13 protein-coding genes are annotated in these 13594 nt (G+C 45.9%); 5 read left to right on the top strand and 8 right to left on the bottom strand.

Annotated elements, in window-relative coordinates:
• Positions 1-69: 69 nt before the first annotated feature.
• A complete protein-coding gene (locus tag ABWW54_RS05700) occupies positions 70-966 on the top strand; it encodes a LysR family transcriptional regulator (RefSeq protein ID WP_353411051.1) in 897 nt (298 codons plus the stop codon).
• Positions 967-1066: 100 nt separating this feature from the next.
• Here the strand turns inward: ABWW54_RS05700 and ABWW54_RS05695 are convergent, their stop codons facing one another.
• Positions 1067-2035, bottom strand: a complete 969-nt coding sequence (locus ABWW54_RS05695) for a GlxA family transcriptional regulator (RefSeq protein ID WP_353411049.1) — start codon at positions 2033-2035, stop codon at positions 1067-1069.
• Between the two features lie 67 nt (positions 2036-2102).
• Here ABWW54_RS05695 and ABWW54_RS05690 point away from each other — a divergent pair, with 67 nt between their 5' ends.
• The 4 genes from ABWW54_RS05690 (at position 2103) to ABWW54_RS05675 (ending at position 6126) form a co-directional block, all read left to right on the top strand.
• A complete protein-coding gene (locus ABWW54_RS05690; protein ID WP_353411047.1) occupies positions 2103-2789 on the top strand; it encodes a DJ-1/PfpI family protein in 687 nt (228 codons plus the stop codon).
• A 179-nt stretch (positions 2790-2968) separates the two neighbouring features.
• Complete coding sequence (locus ABWW54_RS05685) at positions 2969-3358, top strand: VOC family protein (RefSeq protein ID WP_353411045.1); 390 nt, start codon at positions 2969-2971, stop codon at positions 3356-3358.
• Positions 3359-3855: 497 nt separating this feature from the next.
• Positions 3856-5448 carry an ABC-F family ATPase gene (locus ABWW54_RS05680; RefSeq protein WP_353411043.1) on the top strand — a complete coding sequence of 531 codons (1593 nt, stop codon included), beginning with the start codon at positions 3856-3858 and terminating at the stop codon, positions 5446-5448.
• A gap of 291 nt (positions 5449-5739) precedes the next feature.
• Complete coding sequence (locus ABWW54_RS05675; RefSeq protein ID WP_353411041.1) at positions 5740-6126, top strand: hypothetical protein; 387 nt, start codon at positions 5740-5742, stop codon at positions 6124-6126.
• A gap of 22 nt (positions 6127-6148) precedes the next feature.
• Here the strand turns inward: ABWW54_RS05675 and ABWW54_RS05670 are convergent, their stop codons facing one another.
• From ABWW54_RS05670 to ABWW54_RS05640, 7 genes are all read right to left on the bottom strand, one after another.
• Entirely contained in the window at positions 6149-7162 is a 1014-nt protein-coding gene (locus tag ABWW54_RS05670; RefSeq protein ID WP_353411039.1) for a GlxA family transcriptional regulator, read from the bottom strand.
• A 136-nt stretch (positions 7163-7298) separates the two neighbouring features.
• Positions 7299-9029, bottom strand: a complete 1731-nt coding sequence (locus tag ABWW54_RS05665) for an ABC transporter substrate-binding protein (RefSeq protein WP_502907765.1) — start codon at positions 9027-9029, stop codon at positions 7299-7301.
• Positions 9030-9095: 66 nt separating this feature from the next.
• A complete protein-coding gene (locus tag ABWW54_RS05660; protein ID WP_353411037.1) occupies positions 9096-9368 on the bottom strand; it encodes a DUF2160 domain-containing protein in 273 nt (90 codons plus the stop codon).
• Between the two features lie 2 nt (positions 9369-9370).
• Positions 9371-10171, bottom strand: coding sequence for a carbohydrate ABC transporter permease (locus ABWW54_RS05655; RefSeq protein WP_353411600.1), 801 nt, complete (start codon positions 10169-10171; stop codon positions 9371-9373).
• A complete protein-coding gene (locus ABWW54_RS05650; RefSeq protein ID WP_353411035.1) occupies positions 10171-11046 on the bottom strand; it encodes a carbohydrate ABC transporter permease in 876 nt (291 codons plus the stop codon). The genes ABWW54_RS05655 and ABWW54_RS05650 overlap by 1 nt, the downstream gene beginning before the upstream one ends.
• Positions 11043-12143: an ABC transporter ATP-binding protein gene (locus tag ABWW54_RS05645; protein ID WP_353411033.1), complete on the bottom strand. Its 1101-nt coding sequence runs from the start codon at positions 12141-12143 to the stop codon at positions 11043-11045. The genes ABWW54_RS05650 and ABWW54_RS05645 overlap by 4 nt, the downstream gene beginning before the upstream one ends.
• Complete coding sequence (locus ABWW54_RS05640; protein WP_502907764.1) at positions 12136-13215, bottom strand: ABC transporter ATP-binding protein; 1080 nt, start codon at positions 13213-13215, stop codon at positions 12136-12138. The genes ABWW54_RS05645 and ABWW54_RS05640 overlap by 8 nt, the downstream gene beginning before the upstream one ends.
• Between the last annotated feature and the right edge of the window lie 379 nt (positions 13216-13594).

Raw genomic sequence — 13594 nt, 5'->3', positions numbered from 1 at the left:
AGTATATCCAAAGGCCCATTAAATGATAATATGCGATAAATCTAACTGACTGTTTGGAAATATTACATAATGATTGATCGCCTCCGGCAAATGGCAATATTTGCGAAAACGATTGACCACGGTTCTTTTCGAGGCGCCGCAGCAGAACTAAACCTCTCACCTTCGGTGGTAAGCCATCACGTATCAGAATTAGAGGCGCACTTGGGCGTTGCGCTCATTTATCGATCCACAAGAAAACTGACTCTCACCGAAGTCGGCGAACGACTTCTGATCGCTACCCGCAATATGCTGGGTGCAGTCGAAGGAGAACTTCGAGATATCTCAGGAAGTTCCGATAGCCCCAGCGGACAACTGCACATTACGGTCCCTTCAGTACTATCACGATCCGCTTTTTCCGATGCAATCGCTCAGTTTTTGACTAAATACCCAAGAGTAAATCTAACACTAGACTATTCCGACACCAGTAAAGACCTCATTGATGACGGTTTCGACCTGGCAATAAGAATGTGGACAAAAGCGAAGCGGTCACCTAACTCACGCGTGTTGTTCTCGTTGCGGAGGCAGTTGGTCGCATCCCCTAGCTTCCTGAATACACAACCGACCATTGATGACCCGCATCGGCTTCAATCATGCAACTGGGTTAGCCTTTCTCCTGTGCACACTAAGGGCATTACGCTGAATAATGATACGCAGCAGTTTCGATTTAAGCCCAAGTCCCGAGTATCTTCGAATGACGCACAGTCTCTCCACAGACTGGTTTTATCTGGTTTAGGGGTTGCCGCACTGCCTGAGTTTTTAGTCGCTGAGGATATAGCAAACAAGGCATTAACGGCGGTTTTGCCAGACTGGCGATTAGACACCTTGAAGATCTTTGCAGAATGGCCAATCAATGCCCCTAGAACCGGCTTGATAAAATTGCTGGTCAACGAACTGAGCGCTTTCAACTACAAGTTAGAAGTGAGTTAGCTCCCTTAAACGACAAGAGCAGATCAATTCAGGACCTGCCTAGCTCCCGCAAAGCACCCAAGAAATCAAACCCTGTAGGGTAAACCCACCATGCAAAACATTAACGCCGCTTATGAATACGGTGGTATACACCTGGAGTCAATCCGAAATACGATGTGAACGCCTTCCTAAAGGTGGCGGCTGATTTAAATCCTGTGAGCCGCATAACTTGTTTCTGACTTACGTTATTTTCGATTAATTCTTTGGCGCGACAAAGGCGAGTTTTCTCGAGATATTTGGCTGGCGATAAGCCCATAGAATCGGAAAATTTTCGATAAAAGGTCCGTTCAGACATATTCATGTAGCTACTCATATCAGCCACTCGTAACTCTTTATCAATATTATCGCTTACCCAAAGTACAAGATCTGAGAAACCGTTATCAACGCCAGTTTGCGTTTTCAATAGCTCACTAAACTGTGATTGGTGCCCGGGCCGATGCGTGTACAGCACTAAGCCTTTAGCGACCCTGGCCATTAATTGAGATCCAAAATCTTTTCTTAGCATGGCAAGAGCCATATCGATTCCTGAGGTTACACCAGCGGATGTCCACACCTTTCCATCATTAACGTAGAGTGCTTTTGTATCGACTTTCACGAGAGGAAACTCTCGTTGTAGGTCTTCGATTGAAAGCCAGTGAGTTGTGGCCTCTTTATGATTCAGTAAGCCCGCCTGAGCAAGAACAAAAGCACCACTACAAACCGACCCGATTCGCTCACAACGGCCTTCAATATGACGCAACCAATCTACAATGGCTCTTCGCTTAAGTACCCTAGACAAGGCGTCAGCCCGAGCACCTACGATCAAAACGGTATCATGATCATCTACCTCTATCTCACGCATAGGCACGCTGGTCATCTCAAAACCAGCACTTGAGGTTATCTGCCCTCCAAACTCAGAGACCAGCAGCAAACTGTAAGGGGAAGTCTCTCCCGCTTTTACCTGAGCATTACTAAATACTCCAGTCGGTCCGGAAAGATCTAAAAGTTCAAACCCTTGGTAAATGAGAAACAACACTCTTTTTTTATTCATTGGCAGAATTTAGTCTATTTATGACGTAAATGCCCAACTGTATTTGCACATACTGGTACTTCAGACAATGTTTACTCAATTAGGAAATCAAAAAAATGCAAATAGCAATCGTACTCTACCCTGGATTTACGGCCCTGGATTTACGGCCCTGGATGCCATCGGCCCCTACGAACTACTTCGATCCTTACCAGAATCAGAAGTGCGCTTCGTTCACCATGACGTCGGGCCGGTTACCGCCGACAGTAACGTGCTCACGATAATGACTACCCATTCGCTCGAAGAAACACCAACCCCTGATATAATATTAGTCCCTGGTTCGGGCACACACACACTGATTGCCGCCCAAGATGAAGTGCTTCGAGCGTGGCTAAACAAGGTTCATTTGACCACAAAACGCACCTTATCTGTGTGCACAGGCTCCGTCATTCTGGCTGCAGCCGGGCTGCTGAAAGATAAACCCGCCACTACACATTGGTTAGCCCAAGACTACCTAGAACAATTTGGAGCAATTGCCCGAAGGAACGATCGAGTGGTCAAAACAGGTAAAACCGTCACCGCAGCCGGCGTCTCTGCCGGAATTGACTTAGCGCTTACCGTTATCGATGACCTCTGTGGGCGTGACTATGCTGAACTAGTGCAACTGCAAGTAGAGTATGATCCTCAACCTCATTTAAATTCAGGTCACCCCACTAAGGCCAGCGAGATCGTGGTGGATAAAGCCAAACAGAGAATGCTTGGTCGAGCGGAATTATGAGCCAGGAGCCAGTCTCGCTTTAGACATGGAAACGGTCTGAATGATTCAAATTTTCTAATGTGCTCGCTCCCCTATTCGCCGTCTGATTACTCACGTTGAATTATTCACTAATTGGTTGACATTCACTCATAACTGTATAAACATACAGCATCTATTTAACCACAATCTACGGAGCTATTATGATTGGATACATTACCTTAGGAACAAACGATTTACCTCGCGCCACGGCATTCTATGATGCCCTACTCGGAACATTAGGAGCTGGTCGCTTTATGGAAGAAGAAAACTACTTCGTGGCATGGGCTACTGCGCCAGAACAACCTTCGGTTGCCGTTTCAGTGCCTTTTGATAAAGAACCTGCCAATGTTGGTAACGGAACCATGGTCGCGCTGGTTATGGAGTCAACAGAACAGGTAGACAACTTCTACGCGAAGGCGTTGGAATTAGGCGCAACTTGTGAAGGAAAGCCAGGATTTAGACCCGAAGACGCAACCAGCGGGTTTTACGCTGGCTATTTTAGAGATCTTGACGGCAATAAACTTAATGCGTTTTGTATGGTCGAGGCCTAAACACGATTATGTGGGGTTCTGGGCGAAACACCGTCCAGAACCCTCAGATGAGTGAGTAGCCTGCGCCGAAAATGCGAGTGCTAGATAGGCGGCGTTAAAAGGATGCATGGTCACACCTTCAGAAAGTGCCTTCCTTGTCTGATGTTCCAGTGATTGACCGTCATTGGAACATTAGTTACTACATCAGCTTGGTTTTGGTTATGTTTTAAACCTACCTTCCTACCTCCAAACGATCTAATTCGTTTCCGACTTACAAAGTGAGTGACCAATCGCTCACGGCAAACAGACAATTCGTTATCAGCAAATGACAACGCGATGCACCTTCTCTATCTCGGCTATTTATTAGCGTCCACCAACCGGCCTACTAAGTTCCCTGTCTCCGAGTTGGAATTGGTGCTATTCAACCGATGACAACTATTTCGCCGCCCCTGAACTATACTCAAAACCGATAAGGTTGTAGACTGCGCGGCCAAATTTAATACGCTCAGGAATCAATTTTGATCTCTACCGCAAACGTCACCATGCAGTTCGGCTCAGAGCCGCTTTTCGAAAACATTTCGGCCAAGTTCACGAAGGGAAATCGTTATGGGCTTATTGGCGCAAATGGATGCGGCAAATCGACTCTAATGAAAATAATGAGCGGAGAGCTAGAACCCACCTCAGGCAATGTGTCAATCACACCCGGAAAAAGACTCGGTACATTAAGCCAAGATCAATTCGCGTTTGAACAATACTCAGTGATCGATGCTGTCATCATGGGTGACAGAGAGTTATGGGATATTAAACGCGAGCGCGAACGCATTTATTCATTACCAGAAATGTCGGAAGCCGACGGTATGAAGGTAGGAGAATTAGAGTCTGAATTCGCAGACAGAGACGGTTACACGGCCGAGAGCCGCGCCGGCGAAATATTATTGAACGCAGGTGTTGATGAGGAGCTTCATTTTGGACTAATGAGCGATGTCTCTCCAGGTAAAAAGCTGCGCGTTCTACTCGCGCAAGCTTTGTTCGCCAACCCCGATATTTTGTTGTTAGACGAACCAACGAACAACCTGGATATTGATACGATCAATTGGTTGTCATCAGAGCTAAACAAACGAACATGTACGATGATCATTATCTCTCATGATCGTCACTTTCTAAATTCAGTCTGCACGCACATGGCCGACATAGACTATGGTGAATTACGAATCTATCCCGGTAACTACGAATATTTTCAAGCGGCATCAAGCTTAATCCGCGAACAGCTTCTTGCTGGCAACAGCAAAAAGAGCGCTGAAATAGACGAACTGCAAGACTTCGTCAACCGTTTTGGCGCAAACGCGTCTAAGGCCAAACAAGCGAGTTCCAGAGCGAAAAAACTGGAAAAAATAAGCCTTGATGAAGTTAAAGCATCGAGCAGAATGACGCCTAAGCTGAAGTTTACGCAACATAGAAAATTGCACCGCCACGCCTTGGTATTAGAGGGGCTTTCTCATGGATTCAACGGAGAGTCACTCTTTACCACCAACGACGTAATACTTCCTGCTGGCTCACGCCTGGCCATTCTGGGGGAAAACGGCGTGGGCAAAACCACGTTATTGCGCTGCATAATGCAACTGTTAACACCCTCGAGCGGTGCCTACAAATGGGCCGAAAACGCTTCTGTAGGCTATTGCCCCCAGGACAACACCTCAGACTTTGATAACAATCTGAGCCTCTTCGATTGGATGTCTCAATGGCGTACGCCTAAGCACGATGATTTGAAGGTAAGAGGATTACTGGGAAATTTGCTTTTCACCGAAGATGACTTTAATAAAAAGGTACGAGTTTGTTCCGGTGGAGAGAAGAATAGACTTCTGTTTGGCAAGTTAATGATGCAAGACACTAACGTATTGATTTTAGATGAACCAACCAATCATATGGATATGGAAGCAATAGAAGCATTAAACAACGCGTTAAAAGTATACGAAGGTACACTCATTTTTGTTAGCCATGACCGTGAATTTGTCTCGACATTGGCTAACCGCATCCTTGAAATAAAGGACAATAAGGTGTCTGATTTTGAAGGCAGCTACAATGAATTTCTAACGAACAAGCAGCTCAAATAGAAATAGACTGACGAAGAATGACGCCTTTCAACCCTAAATACTGTTCGTCAGTTAAAACCGTGCTGTGCACGAATTACGCTACAAGTCGGTGGTTGCTCATTGATGATCGGAGGCTTTACTTCACCACTAGATAAGGATCTAACGCGATACGCGCCCAAACTCTCAGCTGACGCATGTGAGAACACTTTTGGCGAGAATTGCACGATATCAGTCCAATTAGACACTGACCCTATTGCGCGAAACCATCGACAATACAGTTTCTAATAACGAACGACTCATATCGTGAATATCATGACCTCATTGACACTAGTATTATCATTCAAAATTATCGTCACATTACTCTTCGTAGTGTTTCCATTTCTATTTCATAAACGTCAGAAACTCGATTTGGCGACGAGCATGACCTCGTCATCCGCGTCTCTGTACCGCCTTTTTGGTGTGTCTAACCTAGCTCTATTAGTTGCCTACGCAGGCGGCATCTACTTAGTAGAAAACGGCGTGTTTCCATGGGTGGTGATCTTCATGGGGCTGATGTCAAACTTTGGATCTACGCTCACACTGATACTGTCGAAGACATGGACACAAAACTTACCACTTACGTTATTTTTTGGAGTAATCGCAGCGTTGTTGTTGTTTAGCGCGATGTTCCCGCAACTGGCTATGATGCGCATGATATAACTCAGGCGGCGAAGGTAAGAAACTAATTAGCCCCTAAAACTTGTGCTGGATACACCGTGTGACTGAAACTTCTTCTAAAGTCACTCGGGCGTTTTCCTGTGCTCTTAAATACCAACCTTCTGAGTGAAGAGGAATTTTGATACCCTACGTCATCTGCTATTGCCTCAAAAGAACGATTTGTTGTCTCTAACATATGAATAGTGTGCTCTAAACGCAATTGTCGTACGAACTGCAAGGGGGCCTTACCAACGGCGGAATTAGTTCGCCTGGCTAGAGTCCGAGGGCTCAGTCCTACGCCATTGGCTAAATCAACAATGGTAAAATTTTCAGCTAAATGACGCCTGATCCATCGCTCAACCTTTTCCATTTCCGGATGGCGTCGTGTCAACATGGCGGAATGTACGTATCGAGATTGCAGCTCTCGTCGATCAATCAGCAAATAGTGAGCCGTCATTCTAGCGGTTTCCTCACCATAAAGACGACCGATAATCACCATCATTAGATCTGCTTGAGCAAACGCCGCGCCGGCGCAAATCAAACGGTCTTGAACAAGTAAAATTTGATCTGCTCGCAACGTGACATCGGGGTACCTTTTACTAAACGCGTCAGCTAACCACCAACTTGTGGTTGCCTCTGAATCGCCAAATAAACCCGCTTCGGCGAATAAAAATGTTCCGGAGCAAGAAGTCGCTAACGTCGCTCCAAGATAATAAAAACGTTTGAGTGCATCAATCACACTCAGAGTATTAGAATCTTCGAGTGTCTTAAGAAGGAGTTCAGAATCATTGATACCAAGCCCAGGCAGGATAACGAAGTCGGGGGCTACCACATCGCCGACAGCAGAGAGACGGGGAGTTTGAAGACCTGCCCCCGTTTCAACATAGTCAGAACCATGCCCAACAAGCGAGACCTGCACCTCGACAATGCCTCCGCAAAATTCGTCATGGATGCGTTGGGCGCTGCTCAGTATATCCAGAGTGACAGCAAGCGAGGTATCAAACACTCCCGGTCTTGGTAGTATGGCCACTTTCTTCATAATTCCCCTTCTAGATCAGAAACAAAACTAACCCAAGCCCTTTAATAGTTCAGCCGTTGATCAAAAACCACACGGCCTAGCGTCGCTACCGGCACACCACTCTGCCAAAGAGCTGTAACATCAACTCAATGGGTGACTACTGCTGCCATTGTTTTAACAACTCGTCATAAGCGATGGTCCGACCTTGCGGCTTCTCATTTGCCAGTTTACGTTTAGGCGCACCTGGAGCGTTAAGCCAGTATTCCGCACTCTGAGGCTTATTCAATTTGGGGCCGCACTCTCCTTGAATTTTCGCTCTTTCAAGTCGAGACATCACTTTGTCCTGCGCGCGAGCGAGCCCATCTAAAGCCTCCTGCGCCGTCGATTCACCGCTGGCCGCTTCTGCGATATATTGCCACCATAACTGCGCCAATTTTGGGTAGTCTGGAACATTCGTACCGGTAGGTGACCATTGTAACCGCGCTGGGCTTCGATAAAATTCAACCAGTCCGCCTAACTTAGGCGCGGCCTTTGTCATCGCGGCAGAATTTATGTCTGACTCGCGAATCGGTGTCAAACCCACCAACGTCTTTTTAAGTGACACTGTCTTCGAAACCGTAAATTGGGCGTACAACCAAGCCGCTAAGCGACGCTTTTGCGGAGTCGATTTCAGGAAGGTCCATGACCCCGCATCTTGATACCCCAATTTCATACCTTCTTGCCAATAAGGCCCTTTGGGAGATGGGGCCATTCGCCATTTAGGCGTACCATCGTCGTTCACTACTGGTAAGCCAGGCGTGGTCAACGCCGCAGTGAACGCGGTATACCAAAATATCTGTTGCGCAACATTGCCCTGACCAGGAACCGGCCCGGCTTCGCCGAAAGTCATGCCTTGAGCCTCAGGTGGAGCGTATTTTTTTAACCAATCGACGTATTTACTGGTCGCGTACACCGCGGCTGGACCATTAGTGGCTCCACCTCGACTCACACTTGAACCAACGGGTCGGCACCCGTCCACTCGAATACCCCATTCGTCTACAGGAAGACCATTCGGAATACCAACATCACCAGCACCGGCCATTGAAAACCAAGCATCGGTAAATCGCCAGCCAAGCGACGGATCCTTTTTGCCATAATCCATGTGCCCGTAGATTCTGGCTCCATCTATTTCCTTAACATCATTTGAGAAAAATGCCGCGATATCTTCATACGCAGACCAGTTTATCGGCACACCGAGATCATACCCATATTTAGCTTTAAACTGCGTCTTCAAGTCTTCGCGATCAAACCAATCAGCCCTAAACCAATAAAGATTAGCAAACTGTTGATCAGGTAGCTGATACAACTTTTTGTCAGGCCCTGTGGTAAAACTAAGCCCAATAAAATCATCCAAATCTAAGGTAGGAAGGGTCAGCTCCTTAGCTTCGCCTGCCATCATGTCAGACACCGCGACTACTTTACCGTAGCGCACGTGGGTTCCGATAAGATCCGAGTCATTAATCCAGCCATCATAGATATTTCGATCAGACTGCATTTGAGTCTGCAATTTTTCAACCACATCACCCTCTTGAATCAAATCGTGTGTCAATTTTATCCCGGTAATCTCACTGAACGCTTTTGCTAATACCTTCGATTCATATTCGTGGGTTGTAATGGTCTCTGAGACGACGTTTATTGACATGCCTCGAAATGCTTCAGCCGCCTGAGTAAACCACGCCATCTCCTGCAACTGTTGTTCCTTACTCAGGGTTGAATCAGTGAACTCCTGAGCAACCCATTTATTGGCCGCATCAGAATACTGGTCGGCATGAGTAGGAATGGCGACACTCCCCAGCAGCGCTGCTAAGCCTAACGCGAAAACCAACACATTCATTTTAAATCCAGACATATCTACCTCAATTTCAATATTCTTTTTCGTGACGTTAGCGGTCACAGACTAAACTACCGATATTATTTATCCCCAACGGATCAGCCCGGCTACCCACACGACAGATGCGGCTAAGGCAATCCACAATGACCACTCCGTTAACGCCAAAAAACTCAAATGAATGTACGCCGAACTGAGCAACCCGATAAACAGGCGATCCCCCCGTGTGGTGGCCATTGGTAACAAACCTTTGCGTTCAATCGACGGAGATGTAATTTCCCAAATCGTCATCACTACCAAAAGTAATGCGATACACCCAAAAAATATGGCCGTCGTTTGCGTCCACGCCATCCATTTCATCGCTATACCCTTCCCAATGCAAAACCACGCGCAATGTGATTTCTAACAAACCAAACAACCAAACATCCCGGTATAATAGTAAGGACTCCAGCTGCGGCCAATAAGCCCCAGTCCACACCGGCAGCGCCTACTGTTCTGGTCATGATCGCACCAATGGGCTTAGCGTCGACAGAGGTCAATGTTCGTGCCATTAATAACTCGACCCAAGAGAACATAAATGAAAAGAACGCCGTGACACCTACTCCTGAGCGGATCATGGGCAGAAAAATTGTCACGAAAAATCGAGGAAAACTGTATCCGTCGATGTAGGCCGTCTCATCTATTTCTCGAGGTACACCAGACATAAACCCTTCTAATATCCACACAGCCAAGGGAATTGTGAATAGGCAATGCGCCAATGCAACAGCGATATGCGTATCAAATATACCCACCGCAGAATACAGCTGAAAGAACGGCAACAGTGCAATTGCAGGTGGCGACATTTTATTGGTGAGTAACCAAAAAAACAGATGCTTATCACCAAGAAAGCGGTATCGGCTGAACGCGTAAGCAGCTGGCAACGCCGTGATCAGCGTAATAATAACGTTCATCAATACATACAGGATGGAATTTACATACCCCATGTACCACGTAGGATCAGAAAAAATTTTAACGTAGTTATCAAACGACAATGTCTGAGGCCAAAATGTGAGCTGACCCAAAATTTCTTCGTTACTCTTAAATGACATGATTACTAACCAATAGATCGGCAACATCAAAAATATCAAGTAGAGACACAATCCCAGCCACTTTCTCTTAGTCATCATGGCTCTCCTCTTTTATCCATCTGAGTGATGGTAGTAAAAAAGACATAGGAAACCGCCAAGACAATCAGAAAATATATTAATGAGAACGCGGCAGCTGGGCCAAGATCAAACTGACCTATAGCCATTTTAGTCAATGTTTGACTGAGAAATGTGGTGGAATTTCCGGGCCCTCCACCCGTCAACACAAAGGGTTCAGCGTAAATCATAAAACTGTCCATGAAACGCAACAAAACAGCGATTACTAAGACGTTTTTAAGCTTAGGTAATTGTATAAACCTAAATACTGACCATGGGGTGGCACGATCTATCTTAGCGGCTTGATAATAAGCCTCCGGGATGGCGCGTAACCCAGAGTAACAGAGCAAGGCAACCAGTGATGTCCAATGCCATACATCCATCGCAAGTACGGTTAACCAAGCATCGATAGGGTCAGATGCATAATTATAATCAAATCCTAAATATGATAAAAACGCCCCTAACAGGCCAATGTCTGCGCGGCCATATATCTGCCATATCGTGCCAACCACATTCCAAGGTATCAACAATGGAATGGCCAACAAAACCAAGCTCCATGATGCCCACTTACCTGACTTAGGCATCATCAATGCCACGCAAATTCCTAACGGAATCTCGATCAGTAAAACCGATGCTGAAAAACCAAACTGACGAACAAGTGATTCTCGCAACCTAGGATCGCTGAGGGTCTCCTTGTACCAATCAGCCCCCACATAGTAAGCATTATTCGAATCAAAGATATCCTGAATCGAATAGTTAACGATCGTCATCAACGGGATCAGTGATGAAAATGCCACCAGAATGAACACCGGCAATATCAGCCAAAGTGCCCTTTGGTTTACCGTTTTTTCAATCACGAGTGCTCCACCCTAATCAATAAATCATCGGCATACAACTTTAACCTTTGCTCAGGAAACGTAATAAAGACTTCCTCATCCGAAACGCGGAGCTCTTCCTCGACTTTAACTTTAATGCGCTGCCGACCCAAAGCCACATCCACGATTTTATGTGCCCCCAGATCTACCACATCAACTACTCTGACAGGTAGTCCCCCTTGGCACCTTTGCGAGTGCAATTTAACGAATTCAGGCCTGATGCCCAACTTAATATTTGTCGTTCGCGTATTTAAAGCGGCTTGATATAGATTCGCCTCTATTGGAACTAAGACCTGATCAAATTCAGCGTGGCCTTCGCGCAAACTAACGTCCACAAAGTTCATCCCGGGGCTGCCTATAAAGTACCCCACGAATGAATGCGCCGGCTCCTCAAACAGCTCTTGAGGTGTCCCAAACTGAACAATTTTACCGTCATACATCAAAGCAATTTTGTCAGCGAACGTTGATGCTTCTAGTTGATCATGCGTAACCAACACCATAGTAATATTAAACTGCTTATGTAATATTTTGAGCTGTCGACGTAATTTCCACTTTAAGTTTGGGTCAATGACCGTGAGAGGCTCATCAAGTAATATTGCTGAGACATCTTCGCGAACCAGCCCACGCCCCATCGACACTTTTTGCTTTTCATCCGCCGTCAGATTCGTCGCTTTTTGCGATAAAACGCCATCAAGCTCCAGAGCTCCGGACACCTCTCTAACTCGCCTATCAATAGAGTCTTTCGTCTGCCCTAAATTTTTCAATGGAAAAGCAAGGTTTTGATAAACCGTCATCGTGTCGTACACCACAGGAAACTGAAACACCTGCGCAACATTGCGCTGTTCCGGGCCAACATTACTCACATCTTCCCCATCGAAATAAACCTTGCCATGCGACGGGCGCAACAATCCTGAAATTATGTTGAGTAACGTGCTTTTACCGCAACCAGATGGACCAAGAAGCGCGTACGCTCCGCCTTGTTCCCATACGTGATTCATTTCCTTTAAGGCAAAATCCTTAGCACTTGCGGGAGAGCTATCATAACTGTGCGCCAACGAAGTTAACCTTATTTCAGACATCAATGCTCCTCGTGCGTGTTAATGATGGATCATTGTCTTGATGGATCGTTCTGCCTTCCAAATCAAATTGAAAAAGTTTTACTTGGGGCATAAACAGGTCTATCGAATCACCAGTTTGATATTGGTGAATTCCCGGCAATCGCACGATAACGTCATCGTGCTCAATACGTTCCTTTTTACTATCCACTCGTTGCTTCTTTGTGTGTAGGAAGGTTTCAGAACCACTGATTTCAGCCACGTCAACGATAACGCGTAAGCGAAGATCACTCGCGTCGCCCTGTTCTAATCTAATGTGTTCCGGTCGTATTCCTAATTGATCGACTCCTTCAAAATCATGTTCACTGCGTTGCAGCACATTAATAGCCGGTTCAGTCAAAAGGTCTGCTGCAATTAAATCCACAGGTTGTTTATACACATCCATGATAGCTCCCGTTTGAATAAGCCGCCCCTCATGTAACAATACGGTATGCCCACCAAGCGCCAACGCTTCATATGGTTCTGTAGTTGAGTAGACCACAATTGTCTCTCTTTCGAGAAACAGTGTACGCAACTCAGTGCGCAACTCTTCTCTTAACTTGTAATCCAAATTCACCAATGGCTCATCGAACAAAATAAGACTTGCGTCTTTAACCAAAGCCCGAGCCATTGATGTTCTTTGTTGTTGACCGCCAGATAAAGCCAACGGGTATTTATCCAAAAATTCACTGATATGTAGCAGCTCAGCAACCTCGCCGACTTTCGCTTTAATGGTTGACTCAGATTGCCCTGCCACCTTAAGTGGAGATGCGATATTTTCGAAAACAGTCAGATGAGGGTAATTTATAAACTGTTGATAAACCATTGACACATTCCTTTTTTGCACCGGAACGCCTGTAATATCGTCACCATCTAATATCAGCCGGCCTGAACTTGGCTTATCTAACCCAGCCAAAACCCTCATTAGTGATGTTTTGCCCGAGAGTGTTCTTCCTAAGAGGACATTTAGCGCGCCCGATTCAATGGATAAGCTAACCATATCAAGGTGCGTCTGCGCATTAACCGTCCTGCACACATCAACCAGTTCTAATTTCACAGGACTACTCGGCCAGATAGCATGGCCGAGCCCAAGCAACACGTTGATTCATGCTAGTAAGACTTGCCAAGCATGGCGTTAGTTTTCTACAACAGCGAAAAGCTGAAAGATTTCGATTAGTCAATGATCTTTACTCAACCCCTTTATTTGCGATGGATCTTTTCTCGAAGATTAGTGTCCAACAATCCTAGTCCAGCTAGGATGCCATAGAAAGAGAAATCAGAGAACCAATAAAGAGAACCAATAATGAGCACCGGCGTCATTTGAAACCTAACTCAATCAACTACGCGAACAACAACCACACTCACGTGAAATGAAACTCACCCAAGTTACAGCAGAGTCAAAAATTTCTCTTTTTCCACAGGATATCGATAAAGAT

The organism is Arenicella sp. 4NH20-0111 (genome assembly GCF_040366405.1).
Taxonomy (GTDB): Bacteria; Pseudomonadota; Gammaproteobacteria; order Arenicellales; family Arenicellaceae; genus Arenicella.
The sequence above is the reverse complement of the archived record's forward strand: the minus strand, read 5'-3'. Positions and strand labels throughout refer to the sequence as shown.